The following is a 19,882-nucleotide window of genomic DNA, read 5'->3' as shown; positions in this document are numbered from 1 at the left end:
CTTTCGCGTTCGTGCGGTCAGTCCGCTTCGGGCACCAGGTCCGCGTACTCCGGAAGAGTTCCGTCGAGAACGGGAATCTCGGTGACGCTGCCGGTGGCATCGCCGGACTGGAAGTACATCGGGACCGTTGCGCCCGGCATTGTGTCGAGGTCATCGATGCGCAGCGGGTCAGTGGTCGCGCCGAGGCTGACGGTGTCACCGGCGCCGACACGGACGGTGAGGGGCTCAAGGCCCTCGATCTCGATCGTGAGGACCTCAGCCTTGTCGGTGGTGTTGACGATCGCGGCGATGAGGTTGCCGGTCGATCCGTCTTCCGTCGCGATGACCATCGCATTTCGGATGTCGAGCGGACCCTCAGAGTCGGGGACGTTCACGCCGTCCGAGACGTTGTACGGATCGATCGACGTCGCCTGCGGTGTGAGGAACGTGCACCCGGTCGTCCCGAGCAGGACGAGGGCGCTGAGGGCGGCAGACGCTACAAGGCGCGATTTCACGAGTCCTCCAGGAGCTATGGGATGTCGAGTCCATTCTATGGGTATGGCTCAGCTCCGCTGGGACATGCGGGAGCAAACCTTAGCGCATGTTGCCTGTGGTATTCTGGAGGTTGCCGAAAGGACACGATTTTATGCTTTTTGAGGTTGGCGAGACAGTCGTCTATCCGCACCACGGGGCCGCGACCATTATCGAGGTCAAGGATCGCGTCATCAAGGGCGAGACGAAGAAGTACCTGAAGCTCAACGTCACCCAGGGTGACCTGATCATCGAGGTGCCCGCAGAGAACGTCGACCTGGTCGGCGTTCGCGATGTCATCGGCCAGGAGGGTCTCGACAACGTCTTCGAGGTGCTGCGCGCTCCGTTCACGGAGGAGCCCACCAACTGGTCACGTCGTTACAAGGCAAACCTTGAGAAGCTCGCCTCTGGCGATGTGATCAAGGTCAGCGAGGTCGTTCGTGACCTGTGGCGTCGCGACCAGGACCGCGGGCTTTCCGCAGGAGAGAAGCGCATGCTCGCCAAGGCTCGTCAGATCCTGATCTCCGAGCTCGCTCTCGCAGAGAAGTGCGATGAGGACAAGGCTGGCGTTCTGCTCGATGAGGTCCTCGCCTCCTGAGGCGCGGGCGTCTCTCGCTAAAGTGAGAGCGTGACTCTTATTCCTGTGCCGACGACGGCGATCATCGTTGTCGCGGCCGGTTCCGGCACGCGCCTCGGTGCTGCGGCACCGAAGGCCTTCATCGGCATCGATGAGCGCTCTGTGCTTCGCCATGCGCTCGACGGTGTCTTCGCGGCGTCGCCAGCGCAGGTGATCATCGTCGCGCCCGCAGGGCACGAGGGCGATGCGGAGACCGAGATGCGTGCCGCCGCTGGCGACCGTGCGAACCTCGGGATAGTCGTCACGGGAGGAGAGACCCGTCAGCAGTCGGTGGCAGCGGGACTCCGTGCTCTTTGGGGCGACATCACTACTGTGCTCGTGCACGACGCCGCACGTGCGCTCACACCGCCCGCGCAGATCGACGCAGTCGCGGATGCTGTCACCGCAGAGTCGGGAGTCATTCCCGCGCTCCCGGTCATCAACACGCTCAAGCGCGTCGCCGGCGGAGACATCATCGAGGCGGTGGATCGCTCCGAACTCGTCGCCGCGCAGACCCCGCAGGGATTCCCGCGATCGCTTCTCGAAGTGTCGTACGCTGCGGCGCGTGATTCCGGAGCCGAATACACCGATGACGCAGCGCTGTTCGCTGCAGCCGGTCACCCCGTTGCGCACATTCGGGGCTCCGAGCTCGCGTTCAAGATCACCACTCCCGCAGATCTCGATCGCGCGCGTCAGCTGCTGAAGCGCGGCCGCGCATCCGCCCCGCTCCTCCCGCGCGTCGGCGTCGGCACCGACGTGCACGCCTACGGCGGCGACGGCGAGCTGTGGCTCGCCGGCCTGCAGTGGCCGGGGGAGCCGGCACTGTCGGGACACTCCGACGGCGATGTCGTGGCGCATGCAATCGTCGATGCGCTGTTGGGGGCGGCCGGTCTCGGCGATATCGGTGAGCACTTCGGCACCTCGCATCCCGAATACGCCGGCGCGCACGGCGACGTCTTTCTCACACGCACCCGGCAGATCCTCGCTGACGCAGGCTTCTCGATCGGCAATGTCTCGGTGCAGCTGCAAGCCAACCGCCCGCGCTTCACTGCCCGCCGAGCCGAGGCAGAGGTCGCGCTCTCGGCCGCGCTCGGGGGAGCATCCGTTTCGATCTCAGCGACCACGACCGACCGCCTGGGCTTCACAGGGCGAGGCGAAGGGGTCGCAGTCACAGCTGTTGCGCTGGTCGTCCCCGGTACGCTAGAGCAGTGACACTCCGCCTCTACGACACCCGCGCGCATGAACTGCGCGACTTCGTGCCTCTCGACCCCGAGAACGTCACGGTGTACGTGTGCGGACCCACTGTGCAGTCGGGACCCCATATCGGGCACGTCCGTGCTGCTCTGGGCTTTGATCTTCTGCGTCGTTGGCTCGCGCACCGCTACGGGCGGGTGACCTTCGTGCGCAATGTCACGGACATCGACGACAAGGTACTTGCGAACGCGACGGCAACTGAACCATGGTGGGCGCTGGCCTACCGCATGGAGCAGGAATTCACCGCTGCCTACGAAGGCATCGGCATTCTGCCGCCCACATACGAGCCACGGGCGACAGCATCCATTCCGCAGATGCAGCAACTCATCCAGACCCTGGTCGAGCGCGGGAATGCCTACCCGGCTCCGGATGGCTCGGGCGATGTCTATTTCGATGTGCGCTCCTGGCCCGACTACGGCGCGCTCACCCGCCAGTCGCTCGATGCGATGGAGGCCGCACAGGATGCGGACCCGCGCGGCAAGCGCAATCCGCAGGACTTCGCCCTCTGGAAGGGTGCGAAGCCGGGAGAGCCCGAAGATGCCGTATGGGATTCGCCCTGGGGTGCGGGCCGTCCCGGTTGGCACATCGAGTGCTCGGCGATGTCGAAGCGCTACCTCGGCGCGGAGTTCGACATTCATGGCGGCGGGCTCGACCTGCGCTTCCCGCACCACGAGAACGAACTCGCGCAGTCGACAGCAGCGGGCGATGGGTTCGCGCGCTACTGGATGCATAACGGGCTGGTGACCGTGGGTGGCCAGAAGATGTCGAAGTCGCTCGGCAACTTCACCCTCGCAGCCGACGTGCTCGCTGAGCGCGATCCGCTGGTCGTGCGCTACGCACTGGCAGCCGCGCACTACCGCTCGAGTCTCGATCTGACGGAGTCCTCGTGGGCTGAGGCAGAGGCAGCGGTCGACCGCATCCGCACGTTCCTCGAGCGCGCCGAGCGTGTCGCGCCGTCTGCGACGCCGCAGCGCGAAGAGAGAATGCCGCCCGCATTCTTCGACGCGATGGACGACGACCTTGCGGTCCCGCGCGCTCTCGCGGTGATCCACGAGAGCGTTCGCTCCGGCAATGCGCATATGGATGCTGGACGCATCGAAGAAGCGCGGCACGATGTTGCCGACGTGATCGACATGACGAACATGCTCGGCATCAACCCGCTGTCTGTGCAGTGGAAGACGGCGGGGGGCGCCGAGGCATCCGCTCTCGATGCACTCGTGCAGACGATGATCACGCAGCGCGCCGCGGCGCGCGCCGACAAGGACTGGGCGGCCGCGGATCGCATTCGCGATGCGATCGCTGCCGCAGGAATCACGCTGGAGGATACTCCGGCCGGAACTCATTGGAGTATTGATGGCTAAGCCACCGCGCCCCGGCGCAAGCAACGGCAAGAAGAAGGGCCCGCTCAAGGGCACCGGCGGACTCGGGCGCAAGTCGCTCGAAGGACGTGGGCCGACCCCGAAGGCGGAGGACCGCGCCTGGCACCCGGCAGGCAAGCGCAAGGCTGCCGCCGAGCGGTATGCGGCATCCGGCGGCAAGGGGCGCGCGCCCGGTGCCAGCGGCCGCAGCGGAGGGGGCAACCCGAACCGCTCGACCAAGGCGAAGGCCAGCGACGACACCGAGAACGTGACCGGACGCAACTCCGTGCTCGAGGCTCTTCGCACGAAGATCCCCGCGACGGCGTTCTACATCGCGCAGCGTGTGGAGATGGACGACCGCGTCAAGGAGATGCTGTCGATTGCCACGCATCGCGGCATCCCGGTGCTCGAGGTCACCCGTCAGGAGCTTGACCGCATGGCCGGCTTCGATGGCGTCCACCAGGGCGTCGCGCTCAAGGTGCCGCCCTATGAGTACGCGCACCCCCAGGACCTGCTTGAGAAGGTGATCGGCCGCGGTGAGGTTCCGCTGTTCGTCGCCCTCGATGGAATCACCGACCCGCGCAACCTCGGAGCGATCATCCGCTCGACGGCTGCTTTCGGCGGCCACGGCATCATCCTTCCGCAGCGCCGCTCGGCTGGCGTGAACTCGGCTGCATGGAAGACCAGCGCCGGTGCTGCCGCACGTCTTCCCGTGGCGATGGCGACCAACCTCACCACCCAGCTCAAGGAGTTCAAGAAGCAGGGCGTCTTCGTCATCGGCCTCGACGGCGACGGCGACGTCTCACTACCGGAACTCGAACTCGCTGACCGGCCCGTGGTGGTCGTGGTGGGTTCCGAGGGCAAGGGGCTCTCGCGGCTGGTGACCGAGAACTGCGATCAGATCGTCTCTATCCCGATTTCTGCAGCCACAGAGTCGCTGAACGCCGGCATTGCGGCGTCCGTCGCGCTGTACCAGATCGCCACCGTGAGGAGTCAGGCATGACACGCATCGTCGTCATCGGAGGAACCGGTTATGCCGGATCGCACATCGTCGCCGAGGCTGTGTCGCGCGGTCACTCGGTGGTCTCGATCGCGCGGTCACTTCCCGCTGAGCGCGTCGAAGGCGCCATCTACCTCGAAGGCAACATCCTCGATGTTCCGACGATCGTCAGCCAGATCGGTGAGGCGGATGTCGTCATCCAGGCGCTCTCGCCGCGTGGCGACATGGTCGGCAAGGTTCGCGCAGCGACGGCAGAGCTCGTGGCGGCGCTACCCGAGAACGTGCGGGTCGGAGTCGTCGGCGGCGCCGGAGGAAGCCTGGTCGCACCGGGCGGTGCGCGACTGATCGACACGGACTTCCCCGATGAGATCAAGCCCGAGGCGTTCGAGGCGATCGGTGTCCTCGAGGATCTCGAGGCAGACACGACCGGACGCGACTGGTTCTTCGTCCACCCGGCCGGTGGGTTCGGTGCATGGAACCCCGGTGAGCGCACCGGCACCTATCGTGACGGTGGCCCGGTTCTGGTCACGGACGAGAAGGGTGACTCCTTCATCTCGGGTCCTGACTTCGGAGTCGCATTCGTCGACGAGATCGAGAACCCGAAGCACCAGCGCGAGAACTTCGCGGTCGGCTACTAGTCAGACCAGATCGCGCCAGTCGACCTCGTTCTCCTCGTCGGTCACCGGCATCGTGCCGGTGACCACAGGAAGCGACATCGTCTCGGTCGGCGGGCCCATGATCGTGGCCTCGTCGCGGCGGTACCTCAGGACCTCGTTGATGTAAGACGTCAGCACTTCGGCGAGTGGTACCGAGCGGCCACTCGCCTGCGACAGATACCAGCGGTGTTCGAGCACCTGGTGGAAGACCTCGGCGGGCTCGAGCTTCGCTCGCAGGTCGTAGGGGATCGCGCGAACGACGGGTTCGAACACGCGCGTGAGCCACTCGTGCGCGTACATCTCCTCATCGGCCCACTCCTTCTTGGAGCGAGCACGGAACTCGTCGAGATCGTTCAGCAGCCTACGGGCCTGGTTCTCTTCGACATCGAGCCCCGTGAGTCGGATGAGCCGGCGCTGGTGGTGCCCAGCATCCACGACCTTCGGCTGGATCTGCACGACGGTGCCGTCGGCGGTGGTCGACATCGACATCTCGTCGATGTCGAAGCCGAGGGCGTTGAGCTGCTCGACGCGCTCGGTGATCCGCCACGTCTCGTTCGCCGAGAAGGATTCCTGCGCGGTGAGGGCCGCCCACAGCGAGTGATACGACGAGACGATCCCGTCGGCGATCGCGACGGCATCTACGCCGTGCTCGAGACGACCACCGGCGGCGAGATCCATGATCTCGCCGGCGACATTGGTGCGGGCGAGATCGAGGTCGTACAGACGCTGGCCCTCGGTCAGGCCTTCTTCGTGGAGTTCACCGGTCTCGGCATCCACCAGGTAAGCGGCGAATGCGCCGGCGTCGCGCCGGAAGAGCGTGTTCGACAGCGATACGTCACCCCAGTAGAAGCCCACGTTGTGCAGGCGCACGAGAAGCAGCGCCAGTGCGTCGACGAGGCGGGTCGCGGTGTCGGGGCGAAGCACGCGCGTGAACAGCGCGCGGTAGGGCATTGAGAAGCGCAGATGCGCGGTCACGAGGGCGGCGGGAAGGGCTGCGCCGTCAGCATCCGTTCGCCCGGCGATCACCGCGACGCGATCGACGCACGGCACGTCGAGTCGGCGGAGGTTGCCGAGCATCTCGTACTCGCGCTGCGCCATTTCGGCCGTGGTCTCTTTCACCGCGACGACGCGTCCGGAGAGATCCGCGAACCGGACCAGATGGCGAGACAGGCCTTTGGGGAGGGAGACGATGCGCTCCGACGGCCACTTGGCGAGCGAGGTCGACCACGGCAACGCGAGCAGCTCGGGATTGACCTTGCTCGCGGTGATGCGGAGTGCGTCCTGCATTATTGCCCCTCTGAAACGACGTCCGTTGTGGCGTCTCCAAGAAACGACGCGGCGCGGACGACCCAGAGGTCAGCCCGCGCCGCATTCATGACGAGGTCAGGATGATGCGATGACCGGCTTGTCGTTCAGGCGCACGCCCGACTCGATGTCGAAGGCGTGCACGTGTCCGACGTTAGCGGCCAGCGTGACGGTCTCGCCGGCGTTCGGGTGGCTGCGGCCGTCGACGCGTGCGACGAGGTCCGTGCGCTTGCCGTTGATCTCGGTGTGACCGTAGAGGTAGCCGTCGGCGCCGAGCTCTTCGACGAGGTCGACCGTGACCGAGAGACCCTTGCCGTCGGCGGGACCGACGACGATGTCCTCGGGGCGCACGCCGACCGTGACCTGGCTGCCGTTCGCGCGGCCGACTGTGTCGCGGTCGAGTGCGACGACCTCGGTGCCGAAGCGCACGCCACCCTCGGCAAGGTCAGCCGAGAAGAGGTTCATGGCGGGGGAGCCGATGAAGCCGGCGACGAAGACGTTCTCGGGCTTCTCGTACAGGTCGCGAGGCGAGCCGACCTGCTGGAGCAGACCATCCTTGAGGACCGCGATGCGGTCGCCCATGGTGAGGGCCTCAGTCTGGTCGTGCGTGACGTACACCGTGGTGACGCCGAGGCGACGCTGCAGCGATGCGATCTGCGTACGGGTCTGGACGCGGAGCTTGGCGTCAAGGTTCGACAGCGGCTCGTCCATGAGGAACACCTGCGGCTGACGGACGATAGCGCGGCCCATCGCGACGCGCTGACGCTGACCACCCGAGAGCGCCTTCGGCTTGCGGGTGAGGTACTCCTCGAGGTCGAGGAGCTTGGCAGCCTCGAGCACGCGAGCGGCGCGCTCTTCCTTGCCGATGCCGGCGATCTTCAGCGCGAAGCCCATGTTCTCGGCAACGGTCATGTGCGGGTACAGCGCGTAGTTCTGGAAGACCATCGCGATGTCGCGGTCCTTCGGCGGCACGTCGGTGACGTCGCGGTCACCGATCATGATGCGGCCTTCGTTGACCTCTTCGAGGCCGGCGAGCATGCGCAGCGAGGTGGACTTTCCACAGCCGGACGGACCGACCAGGACGAGGAATTCGCCATCGGCGACCTCGAGGTTCAGCTTGTCGACTGCCGGGCGGGTTCCGCCGGGGTACAGCCGAGTGGCGTCATCGAACGTGACAGATGCCATTGTTTTCTCCTTCACCGGCAGGTACGTGCCGGACGATCCGTTGTGATGGATGCGGTGGGGTCTCCCCGCCGTGGCCCGCCTTCGGGCCGTGATAAGTATGGCACGGATGCGCGCACCTGGGTATTTCCCAGCATGTCTGATTACCATCGAAACATCCCTGCACATTCCGCACGAGCGTGTTCTGCAGGCCAGGGGGAGCCCGTCCCCGACCAATGACTTTCAAGAGGAACGATGTCGAGCGAGGAAACGCCGAACGTCCCGGACTCTCGCGATTCCCGTGAGGCGGTTCGGGAGAAGGCTCAGCAGGTGCACGCCCAGCAGTCCAGGGCGCGCCTCATGCGAAGGATCATCGTCGGCGCTGTCGCGATCGTCGCCGTGGCGGCGATCGGTACCGCCGTGACGCTCGCCGTGACGTCGACGGTATCCAAGCCCGTCCTGAATCCGCGCGGGATGGACGGCGACGGAATCGTCGTGCGCAGCATCACGAAGACGGATGCTGAGGCCGTCCCCACGACGCCCGTTCCGACGGAGAGCGGTGCAGGCAGTGAGACGGCGACGCCCGACCCAGAGGTGACGACTCCCGCTGTCGATGTCCACGTCTACGTGGACTACCTCTCGCCTGGCGCGGGTGAGTTCGAGCGCGCCAACACTCGTCAGCTCGCCGGATGGATCAACGAGGGCGCGGTTGAGGTCACGTACCACCCGGTCTCGATGCTCACTGCGAGCTCCAACGGCACCAAGTACTCGCTCCGAGCTGCCGCCGCGGCTGCATGCGTTGCCACGTACTCACCGGAGCAGTTCTACGCCTATAACCACGAACTGCTCGTCGACCAGCCGAAGGTCGACAGTGGCGGACGCACAGACGTTGAACTCGCTGACCTCGCGGTGGCAGTCGGCGCGAACACTCCGAAGGTGGTTCGCGAGTGCATCGAAGAAGGCGACTTCATCACCTGGGCGAAGGAAGCAACCTCGCGCGCGCTCGAAGGTCCGCTTGAGGGATCTGAGGATCTCACTCTCACCAGTGCACCGATGATCGTGGTCAACGGACAGCCGTATGTCGGTTCGCTGACCGACCCTGCTGAGTTCTCGCAGTTCGTGCTCACGGTCGCCAGCGACGCAGACGCGACGCCCAGCCCCACCCCGACGCCTACCGCCACGGAGACTCCCGCGCAGTAGTAGACACTGCCTCGGTTTCCGAACCGCTCCTGCGGCTCGCTAAGCTGTAGGACGTTCGCCGACTTAGCTCAGCTGGTAGAGCACCTGTCTTGTAAACAGGATGTCACGGGTTCGAATCCCGTAGTCGGCTCCAACTCACCGCAGCGCTACTGTGCGCTCTTCGGCCTCCGACCGCGCCTGGGCCGATCGTGCCATGCGGTGATCGCTTCCGGGGTCAGATCGTCGCGATCCCACAGGTACCCCGAGACGTTGCCGATGGGATCGATGAAGGCGTCACTGGCGCTGGAGGCTTCGCCGGCGTCTCGGCGGCGCATCGTCTGACGCAGCGAGACCGGAGTGACGCCGAGCAGCTCGGCGACTTCGTCGATCGTCGCGTAGCGCGCCGCGAACCGCGACTCTTTTGTGGCGTCGCGCAGCGCTCGGGGGCGGGAGATCTCGTCGTCGCTCGGCATGGGCCCTCCTGATCTGTGGGTGAGCCCCACGATAGCCGAGCACTAGCATGGCGCCATGGACGATGCCGTCTCGCGTCTCGATGTACCAGGGACCTCCAACTTCCGGGCGGTCGCGCCTGGAACGGTGGCATCCGGGCGGCTGTATCGTTCTGACGCGCTGCATAGGCTCACCAACTCCGGACGGCGGCGCATCGCCGAACTGGGGATCACTGACGTGATCGATCTGCGCTCTGGCATTGACCGGCGCATCGGCGGACGCGACCGTCTGCGCGGGACCGGCGCCGTGCGCATCAGCCTGCCCATCGACGGTGTGCCGCGCCGCGTCGACCTGACGACGATCACCCTCCTCGAGGTGTACCGCGTCATCCTCTCTCGCCACCAGCAGCTTCTCGGCACCGTGATTCGGGCCATCGCAGCATCCGATGGGCCGGTTCTCGTGCACTGCACCGCAGGTAAAGACCGTACCGGTCTGGTCATCGCGCTCACTCTTGCCGCCATCGGCGTCGATCGCGATGTGATCCTCGATGATTATGCGCTCACGGCAGCGAATCTCGCCGGACCGTGGACCGAGCGCATGGTGCGCAAGGCGCGCCGATTCCGGATCCGTCTGACAGACGATCTGATCGCGATCCTGGCGTCGTCACCGCGTGAGGTGCTGAGCGAGACTCTCGAGTGGATAGACGCCGAGTTCGGTGGACTGACCGAGTACCTGGATGGTGCGGGCGTGGATGCTGACGTGCGCGCAGCACTTCACACGAAGCTGCTGCCCTGATCAGGATTGTCGCGCGGACTCTCGACGTCGCAGCGCCAATGGCGCCGCGACGCCGTGCAGCACGATGCTTCCCACCACGGTGGCGACCATGACTGCCAACACGAGCGTGCCCTCGTCGTCGGGCAGGGCGTTGTATGCGAGCAGCCCGAACACGATCGTGGCGGTGCCGCGCGGTCCGAGCAGGCCGATGAAGACGCGGTCTGCGCGCACCACATTGCTGCCCATGAGCGACAGGTACACCGGCAGCATCCGGATCAGGGTGAGAGCGAGCACAGCGAGGACCACGAAGCGCCAGTCGAAGCCCGAGGCGAAGACCACAACTGCGGCGCCCCCGAGCATGAACCAGACGAAGTTCGCGGCCAGGACGCCCACCTCATCGACCAGCAGAAGCTCGCTGTGATCGATGCCGGCCTCCTCAGTGGAACGCACCCGGGTAAGGCGATAGCCGATGCCGGCGACGAAGGCAGCGACGAACCCGTTCGCGCTGAAGATGGGCAGGCTCGCCACGCCGTACGCGATCAGCGGCAGCAGCACCATCACGTAGCGTGCGCCGACGTCGCTGGCGATCTCGCGCTGTCGTGCGAACCGCACGGCGAAACCGACCACGCACCCGAGAGCCATGCCGATTACGATCGCGAGGAGCGTCGACGGCGCCGCATTGGCGAACGAGACCAGGAACTCCAGCACAGGTTTCTCGATCGCCTCATCGGTGAGCTCGGACTCCGGAGTGCGCGAGATCGTCGTCCAGAGCACTGCGAGCGCGAGAGACATGCCGAAGAGCGGAGAGATGAGACCGTCGTTGTAACCGCTCTCGACGTTCAGGATCTGCCGTGCCCGTTGCGGCACGCTCTTGCGGCGCAAGAGCTGGGCCGCGGGGGAGAAATCGGTGGGCATGATCACGCACGCGATGACCACCATCACCGGGATGCTGGCCTCTGGGAGGATCCACACGCCCGCGAGAAACGCCAGAACAAGAGACAGCGGAAGCGCGATGAGCACCAAGCGCGCGATCACTCGCCCCTCCTTGCCGAAGACGCCGCCCTTCACCTCTGTCGCGTCGACGAACAGCAAGATCGCGAGGATGACTTCGACCGATTTCTCAGCGACATGCGAATCGAGCACATTGGTGAATGCCGGGACATCCCATGCGACGGTGGCGGCACCCAGCAGGAGGAGACCGGCGGGACCAGCAACTCCCCAACGCTCGAAACGGTGCGAGACCAGCGACCACAGCAGAATCGCGGCAAGGCTGATCAGCACGAGGGGAGACATGAGAGAAGACTACGGCCGCGACGACGCTGGTTTGACGGCTATCCGCTCGGACATCTCGATTGACTCGGCAAGGGCGTGATCGATGAGGTCGCGATCGGGAGCCTCGGTCAGCCACTCGTCGCTCATTCGTGCGGGGATCAGCACTGGCATCCGGTCGTGGACGTCTGCGAGGTGGGGTGGGGGAGGGGCCATCACGATCGAGTAGCAGGTCACCCATTCCCCGTCTGGTGTGCGGCCGCGCTGTGTCACCGCAGCCATGCCGAACAGCGCGCCGTCTTCGAGCGTGAACTCATGCCACACGCGCTCGGGCTTGCGCATCTCGAACCAGCCGGTCGCGGGAATGATCGCGCGCGTCCGCAACCCGCCTGGGCGATCCTGCAGGCGCTCTGAGCGTGTATTGATGGAGGGGAATTTCGCGGGCTGCCCATCGACCAGATACCCCCACCACGCGCTCTCGAGCACAGCGCGTTCTTCTCCGGGAACGATCAGCGGGTTGAGGTTGCGCAGATTCTTGCCGGTGGGACGCAGCGTCTCGCCGTCGTTCTGCGCAGCCCACCCACGCAGTCCTTCGAGGATGTCGGCATCGGCCTCGGCCAGCAGCTCAGCATCGGTGAAACGAGGATCGAGTCCGTAGCTCGCGCACATGCCGAAAGACTAGCGCTGAGCACGGACACTCGCCTCCGGTAGTGTGCTCGAGTGACTCCGACCCGCCGCCTGCCTGCACTCGTGGCGCTGGGTGGCGCGGTGTCGATCGGTGCGATGACGGCGATTCAAGCCCGCATCAACGGTGTGCTCGGCATGCGCATCGACGACGGTATCGTTGCGGGGCTCATCTCGTTCACCGTCGGACTCGTCTTCCTGCTGGTGGTGACTGCCGCGATGCCGCAGACCCGCGCGGGAGCGGTGCGGCTCGTGCAGGGCGTGCGCACGCGTCGGATCCCGATCTGGATGCTGCTGGGCGGCGCCTGCGGAGCGCTCACCGTCTCGACGCAGGGCGTGACCGCGGGACTCCTCGGCGTCTCGCTGTTCACCGTCGGGGTAGTGGCAGGACAGACCGTGCATGGCCTCTTACTCGATCGGATCGGCATCGGCCCTGCGGGAGTCGTCGCCGTCACACCCGGCCGGGTGCTCGGCGGAGCTTTCGCGCTCGCCGCAGTGGCGATCTCGCTGAGCGGCGATGTGCTGGCGACGGCACCGCTCATTCTGCTCGTGCTGCCGTTCCTCGCCGGCCTCGGCATCGCATGGCAGTCCGCAGCGAATGGCCGACTCGCCCAGCGCGTGCACTCACCGATGACGGCGACGCTGATGAGCTTCATCGCGGGCACGCTGGTACTTCTCGTGGCGGCAGGGATCAGCATTGCTGTCTCCGGGATGCCGCGTGCGCTGCCGACCGAACCCTGGCTGTACCTCGGTGGTCTGCTCGGCTTCGTCTACATCCTGCTGGGTGCGACGATCGTCGCCCACACCGGCGTGCTGCTGCTCGGTCTCGGATCCGTGCTCGGTCAGCTCGTGACGTCGGTCGTGATCGATCTGCTGTGGCCCGCGGCATCCGGCCCCGCACTCTGGCAGCTGATCGCGATGGTCGCGGTGGCGGTCGCATCTGTCGCCGTGGCGGTGCCATGGCGGCGTCGGCGGCAGTAAGCCATCACTCTGCGGTTCGCGGGAACCGGCTCAGAAGTGCATTTGCGTCGACGGGCTCACGCCGGCCGGGCTTCTTGTTCTCGGGCTTGCCGCCGACATAGAGCCACCCCAGCAGCTCCTCGTTCTTCTGCAGCCCGTGCGCACGGGCGACGGCTTCGGACCGGGTGTAGCCGCCCGTGCGCCAGATCACGCCCCAGCCCGCTTCGTCGAGCAGCAGGCTCAGGGTGTGGGCGACACCGGATGCCACGGCCTCCTGCTCCCAGTGCGGCACTTTGTCGCTCTTGCGAAAGCTCGCGGCCACGGCGATCAGCAGTGGCGCGCGCAGAGGTTTGGACGACGGACGCGTGTCACCTTGTGCTGCCGCGATTGCTTCGCCGAGCCGGGCACGGTCATCGCCGCGCAGCTCGATCAGTCGCCAGGGCCGCAGCGAGGAGTGGTCGGCGACGCGCCCCGCCGCCACGACCAGCGGCAGCAGCTCTTCGCGCGTCGGCGCAACCTCGGTGACCTTCGACCACGACTGTCGCGCGAGCGCGGCATCGATTGCGCTCACGCCTCGGGAGCCTCGGGAGCCTCGGGGGAGAAGTTCAGCGCCAGCGAGTTCATGCAGTAGCGGTCGCCCGTGGGTGTGCCGAAGCCATCCGGGAACACGTGTCCCAGGTGCGAGCCGCAGTTCGCGCAGCGGACCTCGGTGCGCTGCATGCCGAGCGTGTTGTCCTCGATCAGCTGCACCGCATCGGGGCGGATCGATTCGTAGAAGCTCGGCCATCCGCATCCGGAGTCGAACTTCGTGCCGCTCTTGAACAGTTCGGTGTCGCATGCGCCACAGGTGTAGAGACCTGACCGCTTCTCATCGAGGAGCTCACCGGTCCACGCGCGTTCGGTCGCGGCGGTCCGAAGCACTGCGAACTGTTCTTCGCCGAGTTCAGCGCGCCACTGGTCGTCGGTCTTCTTGACGTTGTAGTCCATCGGGTCTCCCGGGTTCGTGGGCGAATTCACTCCCCATTGTCCACCCGTACCCGATGCGCGAGGGCCGTGATGACGGTGTGAGTCAGAGTGGGAGTGGTGAGACGCCGCCTCCGACGCATTAGGGCGTTGGTGGGAGTGGCGCGACGGCACCCGCGCCGTTGACCAATAGCCTGGTGCCATGCTCGGAGACCTCACTGATCGCGACCGTGCGATCCTCGCCCTGGAAGCGGCTTGGCCGCGTCACGGCGGCGCGAAGGAAGAGGCCATCCGCAGAAATCTCGGGATGAGCCCGGCCCGCTACTACCAGCTGCTCGAGCGACTCATCGATACCGAGCAGGCTCTCGACCACGATCCGATGCTCATCCGCCGACTCAGGCGCCTGCGCGAGCGTCGGGTCGACCAGCGCGTTGCGCGGATACGCGGGTTCGCCGGGTAGCATCGACGGGTGCCCCATCCCGTCAAAGACCGTTTTGATGAAGTCCCGCGCGCCACTGGGCGAGTGGGTGCCCACCGCGCTGAAGCGCCAGGGATGAACGGATGGCTCGTTCTGCTGTGGTCGTTCGTCTCAGCGCTCGTGCTCATCGTCATCGGCATCTTCGTCGCACTCCTCATGATGGGGCGCATTACGCTCTTCCCCGCTGCGGAAGAGGCCATCGCGCCGACCCCTGAAGCAACAGGCGTCGTCGATATGACCTATTCCGTGATGATCCTCAATGCGACGCCTGAAGAAGGCCTCGATGCACAGATGCGCGAGACGCTCATCAACGCGCAGTGGCCGGACAACCTCATCAGCTACAGTCCCGCCGGCCAGCAGGATTTCGCGGAGACGACCGTCTACTACAACGCCGCTGATGCAGAGCTCGCAGCCATCGGGCTCGCCGATCTCATCGGTGGAGCGCACGTCGAGCAGAGCGATGTCTATGCGGATCCGAACGACCCGGAGCAGAAGCAGCTCGTCGTCGTGATCGGTCTGGACCGCTCGAGCGTTCAGCCCGAGCCCGCAGAGACGCCTGCGGAATAGACCCCGCCCCGCGGCTTGCACTCGGAGGGGTCGAGTGCCAGAATGGGCATTAGCACTCTCGTACCGTGAGTGCTAACCAGAACGTCTACGTCCAGGAGGGACGACAAAACTCATGGCAAAGATCATCGCTTTCGATGAGGAGGCCCGTCGCGGTCTCGAGCGCGGCCTGAACATCCTCGCCGACGCTGTCAAGGTGACCCTCGGCCCGCGCGGTCGCAACGTCGTGCTCGAGAAGAAGTGGGGCGCCCCCACGATCACGAACGACGGTGTCTCGATCGCCAAGGAGATCGAGCTGGACGACCCGTACGAGAAGATCGGCGCGGAGCTCGTCAAGGAGGTCGCCAAGAAGACCGACGACGTCGCAGGTGACGGAACCACCACCGCGACCGTCCTCGCTCAGGCACTCGTCCGCGAAGGCCTGCGCAACGTCGCAGCCGGCGCAGACCCGATCTCGCTCAAGCGCGGCATCGAGAAGGCTGTCGCCGCGATCACCGCAGAGCTGCTCGCCAGCGCGAAGGAGATCGACTCCAAGGAGCAGATCGCCGCCACGGCATCCATCTCCGCCGCCGACACCGAAATCGGCGAGCTCATCGCTGAGGCGATCGACAAGGTCGGCAAAGAAGGCGTCGTCACCGTCGAGGAGTCGCAGACCTTCGGCACCGAGCTCGAGCTCACCGAGGGCATGCGCTTCGACAAGGGCTACCTGAACCCGTACTTCGTGACGGATGCAGACCGCCAGGAGGCCGTGTTCGAGGAGCCCTACATCCTCATCGCGAACTCGAAGATCTCGAACATCAAGGATCTTCTCCCCGTCGTCGACAAGGTCATCCAGGACGGCAAGGAACTCGTCATCATCGCCGAGGACGTCGAGGGCGAAGCCCTTGCGACCCTCGTGCTGAACAAGATCCGCGGCATCTTCAAGTCGGCTGCCGTCAAGGCTCCCGGCTTCGGCGACCGTCGCAAGGCGCAGCTGCAGGACATCGCGATCCTCACCGGTGGTCAGGTCATCACCGAAGAGGTCGGTCTCAAGCTCGAGAACACCACGCTCGACCTGCTGGGCCGTGCGCGCAAGGTCATCATCACCAAGGACGAGACGACCATCGTCGAAGGTGCTGGCGAGACCGAGCAGATCGAGGGTCGCGTGACCCAGATCCGCCGCGAGATCGAGAACACCGACAGCGACTACGACCGCGAGAAGCTCCAGGAGCGTCTCGCCAAGCTCGCCGGTGGCGTCGCCGTCATCAAGGCCGGAGCTGCAACCGAGGTCGAGCTCAAGGAGCGCAAGCACCGCATCGAGGACGCCGTTCGCAACGCGAAGGCAGCCGTCGAAGAGGGCATCGTCCCCGGCGGTGGCGTCGCGCTCATCCAGGCAGGCACGAAGGCTCTTGACGGTCTTGAGCTCTCGGGTGACGAGGCGACCGGTGCGAACATCGTTCGCGTCGCCATCTCGGCTCCGCTCAAGCAGATCGCGCTGAACGCCGGTCTCGAGCCTGGCGTCGTTGCGCACAAGGTCTCCGAGCTGCCCAGCGGTCACGGCCTCAACGCCGCTACCGGTGAGTACGTGGAGATGTTCTCCGCAGGCATCATCGACCCGGCCAAGGTCACGCGCTCGGCGCTGCAGAACGCAGCCTCGATCGCCGGCCTCTTCCTCACCACCGAGGTCGTTGTCGCCGACAAGCCCGAGAAGGCTGGCGCTCCCGCTGGTGACCCCACGGGTGGCATGGACTTCTGAGTCTCAGGCACTGACAGAAACGCCCCGGCATCGCCGGGGCGTTTCTGCGTGCTGTCGCGTTCTGAGCCTGTCGAAGGGTCAGCGGAACAGATTCGCGGAGTACTGGTCAGCATCGGAATACTGCGTGGCTGCAGCTCCCAGCGCGGTGCCGATCGAATCAAGCACCTGCTCGACGTGCAGCTGAGCCGCGGCCCACTGGTCGCTGCAGCCCTGGAACGCGGCGGATGCGGCGCCGGTCCAGGACGACTGCAGCTGGGTCAGCTGGGCCTTCAGCGCCTGCGATTCACCGCGCAACCGCTCCATCGTGGCCCTCGTCGCTCCATTGGCCGCGAAGACTGCTTCGGTGTCGACTGTGTAGACGGACATACATGAACTCCTCTCATCGGAGTTCATACGTTATGCGGACCGTCACCTCACCGAACGGGCAGAACCCACGATCGGTGGATGCGTGATCGTGAGGCCGTGCTGTGCAGTGCGAGTCAGAGCTTGTCGAGATCCAGAGGCGAGATCGGCTGGGTGTCTTCGAGCAGATGCTCTGGCGTCGACTGCGCGGGCGCGAGCGGCAGAGTGACGGTGAAGGTGGCGCCGCCTCCGGGGGTCTCATCGACGTGGACCCTGCCGCCCAGCGCAGACACGATCGAGGCCACGATGGCCAGGCCCAGTCCTGAGCCGCCGGTCTCGCGGGCGCGCGACGTGTCTGCGCGCCAGAAGCGCTCGAAGATCTGCTCGCGGATCTGCGGAGGGATGCCTTCGCCATGATCGACGATGGAGATGCTGCCGGTTCCGGCTGCTCGATCCGAGTCGACGACGAGCTCGATGGGTGTGTCTTCCGAGGAGAACCGGCGAGCGTTGCCGAGCAGGTTCGCAATCACCTGGCGCACTTTGTTCTCTTCTCCGAGCACGATCGGAGGTGTCCGCACAGGCGTGTCCTCGGCTTCGGTGAAGTCGATCTGCGGCATCACCTCATCCGCGGTTCGGGGGCGTCTGCGCAGACGGGAGAGCGCTCCGCCGCGCGGCTTGGTCGGTACGCTCCTGGTGGTGGGCAGCGCGGGCAGCGTCGTCACAGGCGCAGTGGGGGCGGCATCCGCTGTTCTGTCTATGACTGAGATCATGCGACCAGGGGCCGCCGCACGCACGTCGAGCGCGGCATCCCGCGCGAGCGGGCGCAGATCGAGGGATTGGATCTGGAGCTCTGGCTCTTCGTCGAGTCGGGCGAGAGCGAGCAGATCCTCGACGAGGACACCCATCCGGATCGCTTCCTTCTCGATGCGCTCCATCGCGCGGGCGGTGTCTTCCTCTCCGCGGATCGCGCCCATCCGGTACAGCTCCGCATACCCGCGCACGCTCACCAGGGGAGTGCGCAGTTCGTGACTTGCATCGCCGATGAAGCGGCGCATGTGCTGCACGGTGCGATCGCGCTGGGCGATGGACTGATCGATGCGCTCGATCATGGTGTTGATTGCGAAGTTCAGGCGTCCGACTTCAGTGCTGGGTTCGAGATCGGTGAGGCGTTGGCTGAAGTCTCCGGAGGCGATGAGCATCGCCGTGGATTCCACCTGGGTGAGGCGGCGGAAGGTGAGCGTCACGAGGCCGCGGATCAGGAGCGCGGCGAGGAGGATCGTGACGAGCGAGACTGTCGTGTACACGCCGAAGAACTGGGTGATGATGCTGTCGACTTCTTCCAGTGGGAGGACGACATACTGCACGTACAGGACGCCGTCGTCGCCCGGCACCACCGCGACCGCGCCGCGGAACTCGTGGCCGTCTGGGCTCTGCAGATCTGCGATGGCGCCTTCGCGGGCGTGGGCCTGCTCGAGTGCGACAGATTCAGGGAAGACCGGTGCCGCTGCAACGTCGGATGCGCCACCCGCGCTCGCGAGGAAGAGCCCGTCGGCGGCGTACACGGCGAACACGTAATCGGTCGAGCGAGGAGTGCTCTCCACCGGCGTGAGCACGGGAACACCATCAGCATCCTCGGTGTCGAACCAGCGGCTGACCAGGTCGCTGGCAGCAAGTGAGGGGAGCTGCGCGTCGATGTTGCCGATCAACGAGCTGCGCAGCAGCGGCACTGTGCCGATGCCGGCGACGACGAGCCCGAGCGCAAGGACCGCGACGGTGACGCCGGTGACTTTGGCGCGCAGACTGATGCGCCGCCACCATCGGGTGACCGCGTCAGGCTTCTGCGCCATGCGCGCCCCCTTCGCGGACTACTTGCCCACCTTGAGCATGTACCCGAATCCGCGCTTGGTCTGGATGATGGACTCTTCGGTGTGCGGATCGATCTTGCGTCGCAGGTACGAGATGTAGCTCTCTACGATGCCCGCATCACCGTTGAAGTCGTACTCCCACACGTGGTCGAGGATCTGCGCCTTCGACAGCACCCGGTTCGGGTTCAGCATGAGGTAGCGCAACAGCTTGAACTCAGTGGGGCTGAGCTCGATCGGCTCCTTGCCGACGAACACATCATGGGTGTCCTGATCCATCGACAGCTCGCCGGCGCGGATGATCGACTCCTCGTCAGCCTGCATCGTGCGCCGCAGCACTGCCTGCACGCGGGCAACGACCTCGTCCAGCGCGAAAGGCTTGGTGACGTAGTCATCTCCGCCTGCGTTGAGGCCCTCGATCTTGTCCTGAGTGTCGTCCTTCGCGGTGAGGAACAGAATCGGCGCCGTGAACCCGGCGCCGCGCAGCCGCTTTGTGACACTGAACCCGTTCATGTCGGGGAGCATCACATCGAGAATGATGAGGTCCGGCTCCTCTTCGAGCACGGCAGAAATGGTCGCGGCGCCGTTGGCCACGGTCTTGACCTGGTACCCGGCGAAGCTCAGGCCGGTGGAGAGCAGGTCACGGATGTTCGGTTCGTCATCGACGACCAGGATGCGCGCATCAGTCATGACCCCATTATGGTGACTTCACCCTTGCTGCGGCTGATGATCTTGCGGAGCGCCTGAATTGTCGGCGTAACC

22 protein-coding genes and 1 tRNA gene are annotated in these 19,882 nt (G+C 65.7%); 12 read left to right on the top strand and 11 right to left on the bottom strand.

Annotated features, from left to right (window positions below; translation table 11 throughout):
* Positions 1–17: 17 nt before the first annotated feature.
* Complete coding sequence (locus tag ACN0RC_RS09200) at positions 18–494, bottom strand: DNA modification methylase (protein WP_417510976.1); 477 nt, start codon at positions 492–494, stop codon at positions 18–20.
* Between the two features lie 131 nt (positions 495–625).
* On the opposite strand from ACN0RC_RS09200, the gene ACN0RC_RS09195 reads away from it, so the two are divergent.
* Genes ACN0RC_RS09195 through ACN0RC_RS09175 form a run of 5 tightly spaced genes read left to right on the top strand, consistent with a single transcriptional unit; the run spans position 626 to position 5,376 of the window.
* A complete protein-coding gene (locus tag ACN0RC_RS09195) occupies positions 626–1,108 on the top strand; it encodes a CarD family transcriptional regulator (RefSeq protein WP_417510974.1) in 483 nt (160 codons plus the stop codon).
* A 30-nt stretch (positions 1,109–1,138) separates the two neighbouring features.
* Positions 1,139–2,338 carry a 2-C-methyl-D-erythritol 4-phosphate cytidylyltransferase gene (ispD, locus tag ACN0RC_RS09190; RefSeq protein WP_417510972.1) on the top strand — a complete coding sequence of 400 codons (1,200 nt, stop codon included), beginning with the start codon at positions 1,139–1,141 and terminating at the stop codon, positions 2,336–2,338.
* Positions 2,335–3,741 (top strand): cysteine--tRNA ligase, encoded by a 1,407-nt coding sequence (cysS, locus tag ACN0RC_RS09185; RefSeq protein ID WP_417510970.1) that lies wholly within the window; start codon positions 2,335–2,337, stop codon positions 3,739–3,741. The genes ispD and cysS overlap by 4 nt, the downstream gene beginning before the upstream one ends.
* A complete protein-coding gene (gene rlmB / locus ACN0RC_RS09180; RefSeq protein WP_417510968.1) occupies positions 3,734–4,741 on the top strand; it encodes a 23S rRNA (guanosine(2251)-2'-O)-methyltransferase RlmB in 1,008 nt (335 codons plus the stop codon). The genes cysS and rlmB overlap by 8 nt, the downstream gene beginning before the upstream one ends.
* On the top strand, positions 4,738–5,376 hold the full coding sequence (locus tag ACN0RC_RS09175) for an NAD(P)-dependent oxidoreductase (protein ID WP_417510967.1): 639 nt from the start codon (positions 4,738–4,740) through the stop codon (positions 5,374–5,376). The genes rlmB and ACN0RC_RS09175 overlap by 4 nt, the downstream gene beginning before the upstream one ends.
* On the opposite strand, the gene ACN0RC_RS09170 is transcribed toward ACN0RC_RS09175, so the two are convergent.
* Together ACN0RC_RS09170 and ACN0RC_RS09165 are read right to left on the bottom strand one after the other, a co-directional pair.
* A complete protein-coding gene (locus tag ACN0RC_RS09170) occupies positions 5,377–6,681 on the bottom strand; it encodes a DUF4032 domain-containing protein (RefSeq protein ID WP_417510965.1) in 1,305 nt (434 codons plus the stop codon).
* 96 nt (positions 6,682–6,777) lie between these two features.
* Positions 6,778–7,884, bottom strand: coding sequence for an ABC transporter ATP-binding protein (locus ACN0RC_RS09165; protein WP_417510963.1), 1,107 nt, complete (start codon positions 7,882–7,884; stop codon positions 6,778–6,780).
* Between the two features lie 231 nt (positions 7,885–8,115).
* Here ACN0RC_RS09165 and ACN0RC_RS09160 point away from each other — a divergent pair, with 231 nt between their 5' ends.
* Positions 8,116–9,060, top strand: a complete 945-nt coding sequence (locus ACN0RC_RS09160) for a DsbA family protein (protein WP_417510961.1) — start codon at positions 8,116–8,118, stop codon at positions 9,058–9,060.
* A gap of 57 nt (positions 9,061–9,117) precedes the next feature.
* Positions 9,118–9,193, top strand: a tRNA-Thr gene (locus tag ACN0RC_RS09155).
* Between the two features lie 13 nt (positions 9,194–9,206).
* Here ACN0RC_RS09155 and ACN0RC_RS09150 read toward each other — a convergent pair.
* Positions 9,207–9,512, bottom strand: coding sequence for a hypothetical protein (locus ACN0RC_RS09150; RefSeq protein ID WP_417510960.1), 306 nt, complete (start codon positions 9,510–9,512; stop codon positions 9,207–9,209).
* A gap of 55 nt (positions 9,513–9,567) precedes the next feature.
* On the opposite strand from ACN0RC_RS09150, the gene ACN0RC_RS09145 reads away from it, so the two are divergent.
* Positions 9,568–10,284, top strand: coding sequence for a tyrosine-protein phosphatase (locus tag ACN0RC_RS09145; protein WP_417510958.1), 717 nt, complete (start codon positions 9,568–9,570; stop codon positions 10,282–10,284).
* Here ACN0RC_RS09145 and ACN0RC_RS09140 read toward each other — a convergent pair whose 3' ends face one another.
* Complete coding sequence (locus tag ACN0RC_RS09140) at positions 10,285–11,556, bottom strand: cation:proton antiporter (RefSeq protein ID WP_417510957.1); 1,272 nt, start codon at positions 11,554–11,556, stop codon at positions 10,285–10,287.
* A 9-nt stretch (positions 11,557–11,565) separates the two neighbouring features.
* The gene (locus ACN0RC_RS09135; RefSeq protein ID WP_417510955.1) at positions 11,566–12,201 is read right to left on the bottom strand and encodes an SOS response-associated peptidase family protein; all 636 of its coding nucleotides are present in this window, start codon (positions 12,199–12,201) and stop codon (positions 11,566–11,568) included.
* An 81-nt stretch (positions 12,202–12,282) separates the two neighbouring features.
* On the opposite strand from ACN0RC_RS09135, the gene ACN0RC_RS09130 reads away from it, so the two are divergent.
* A complete protein-coding gene (locus ACN0RC_RS09130; protein ID WP_417511146.1) occupies positions 12,283–13,197 on the top strand; it encodes a DMT family transporter in 915 nt (304 codons plus the stop codon).
* Between the two features lie 4 nt (positions 13,198–13,201).
* Here ACN0RC_RS09130 and ACN0RC_RS09125 read toward each other — a convergent pair whose 3' ends face one another.
* A complete protein-coding gene (locus ACN0RC_RS09125) occupies positions 13,202–13,747 on the bottom strand; it encodes a nitroreductase family protein (RefSeq protein WP_417510953.1) in 546 nt (181 codons plus the stop codon).
* Complete coding sequence (msrB, locus tag ACN0RC_RS09120) at positions 13,744–14,163, bottom strand: peptide-methionine (R)-S-oxide reductase MsrB (RefSeq protein ID WP_417510951.1); 420 nt, start codon at positions 14,161–14,163, stop codon at positions 13,744–13,746. Before msrB ends, ACN0RC_RS09125 begins: the two co-directional genes overlap by 4 nt.
* 178 nt (positions 14,164–14,341) lie before the next feature.
* On the opposite strand from msrB, the gene ACN0RC_RS09115 reads away from it, so the two are divergent.
* From ACN0RC_RS09115 to groL, 3 genes are all read left to right on the top strand, one after another.
* On the top strand, positions 14,342–14,599 hold the full coding sequence (locus ACN0RC_RS09115) for a DUF3263 domain-containing protein (RefSeq protein ID WP_417510949.1): 258 nt from the start codon (positions 14,342–14,344) through the stop codon (positions 14,597–14,599).
* A gap of 9 nt (positions 14,600–14,608) precedes the next feature.
* A complete protein-coding gene (locus tag ACN0RC_RS09110) occupies positions 14,609–15,184 on the top strand; it encodes a LytR C-terminal domain-containing protein (protein ID WP_417510947.1) in 576 nt (191 codons plus the stop codon).
* A 112-nt stretch (positions 15,185–15,296) separates the two neighbouring features.
* Positions 15,297–16,916: a chaperonin GroEL gene (groL, locus tag ACN0RC_RS09105; RefSeq protein WP_417510945.1), complete on the top strand. Its 1,620-nt coding sequence runs from the start codon at positions 15,297–15,299 to the stop codon at positions 16,914–16,916.
* Positions 16,917–16,994: 78 nt separating this feature from the next.
* Here the strand turns inward: groL and ACN0RC_RS09100 are convergent, their stop codons facing one another.
* From ACN0RC_RS09100 to ACN0RC_RS09090, 3 genes are all read right to left on the bottom strand, one after another.
* A complete protein-coding gene (locus tag ACN0RC_RS09100; protein WP_417510943.1) occupies positions 16,995–17,282 on the bottom strand; it encodes a WXG100 family type VII secretion target in 288 nt (95 codons plus the stop codon).
* Between the two features lie 113 nt (positions 17,283–17,395).
* Positions 17,396–19,105, bottom strand: coding sequence for a sensor histidine kinase (locus ACN0RC_RS09095; protein WP_417510941.1), 1,710 nt, complete (start codon positions 19,103–19,105; stop codon positions 17,396–17,398).
* An 18-nt stretch (positions 19,106–19,123) separates the two neighbouring features.
* Positions 19,124–19,810 carry a response regulator transcription factor gene (locus tag ACN0RC_RS09090; RefSeq protein WP_417510939.1) on the bottom strand — a complete coding sequence of 229 codons (687 nt, stop codon included), beginning with the start codon at positions 19,808–19,810 and terminating at the stop codon, positions 19,124–19,126.
* Positions 19,811–19,882 lie beyond the last annotated feature (72 nt).

Source organism: Microbacterium sp. (genome assembly GCF_048259935.1).
In the GTDB taxonomy this organism is placed as follows: domain Bacteria; phylum Actinomycetota; class Actinomycetes; order Actinomycetales; family Microbacteriaceae; genus Microbacterium.
This window is presented reverse-complemented; position numbering and strand designations above follow the sequence as displayed.

Coding starts and splice junctions, on each gene's coding strand:
- ACN0RC_RS09170 (WP_417510965.1), bottom strand. CDS start 6,681: ATGCAGGACGCACTCCGCATCACCGCGAGCAAGGTCAATCCCGAGCTG.
- ACN0RC_RS09150 (WP_417510960.1), bottom strand. CDS start 9,512: ATGCCGAGCGACGACGAGATCTCCCGCCCCCGAGCGCTGCGCGACGCC.
- ACN0RC_RS09090 (WP_417510939.1), bottom strand. CDS start 19,810: ATGACTGATGCGCGCATCCTGGTCGTCGATGACGAACCGAACATCCGT.
- ACN0RC_RS09175 (WP_417510967.1), top strand. CDS start 4,738: ATGACACGCATCGTCGTCATCGGAGGAACCGGTTATGCCGGATCGCAC.
- msrB (WP_417510951.1), bottom strand. CDS start 14,163: ATGGACTACAACGTCAAGAAGACCGACGACCAGTGGCGCGCTGAACTC.
- rlmB (WP_417510968.1), top strand. CDS start 3,734: ATGGCTAAGCCACCGCGCCCCGGCGCAAGCAACGGCAAGAAGAAGGGC.
- ACN0RC_RS09095 (WP_417510941.1), bottom strand. CDS start 19,105: ATGGCGCAGAAGCCTGACGCGGTCACCCGATGGTGGCGGCGCATCAGT.
- ACN0RC_RS09160 (WP_417510961.1), top strand. CDS start 8,116: ATGTCGAGCGAGGAAACGCCGAACGTCCCGGACTCTCGCGATTCCCGT.
- ACN0RC_RS09100 (WP_417510943.1), bottom strand. CDS start 17,282: ATGTCCGTCTACACAGTCGACACCGAAGCAGTCTTCGCGGCCAATGGA.
- ACN0RC_RS09115 (WP_417510949.1), top strand. CDS start 14,342: ATGCTCGGAGACCTCACTGATCGCGACCGTGCGATCCTCGCCCTGGAA.
- ACN0RC_RS09140 (WP_417510957.1), bottom strand. CDS start 11,556: ATGTCTCCCCTCGTGCTGATCAGCCTTGCCGCGATTCTGCTGTGGTCG.
- ACN0RC_RS09195 (WP_417510974.1), top strand. CDS start 626: ATGCTTTTTGAGGTTGGCGAGACAGTCGTCTATCCGCACCACGGGGCC.
- ACN0RC_RS09145 (WP_417510958.1), top strand. CDS start 9,568: ATGGACGATGCCGTCTCGCGTCTCGATGTACCAGGGACCTCCAACTTC.
- ACN0RC_RS09135 (WP_417510955.1), bottom strand. CDS start 12,201: ATGTGCGCGAGCTACGGACTCGATCCTCGTTTCACCGATGCTGAGCTG.
- groL (WP_417510945.1), top strand. CDS start 15,297: ATGGCAAAGATCATCGCTTTCGATGAGGAGGCCCGTCGCGGTCTCGAG.
- ACN0RC_RS09165 (WP_417510963.1), bottom strand. CDS start 7,884: ATGGCATCTGTCACGTTCGATGACGCCACTCGGCTGTACCCCGGCGGA.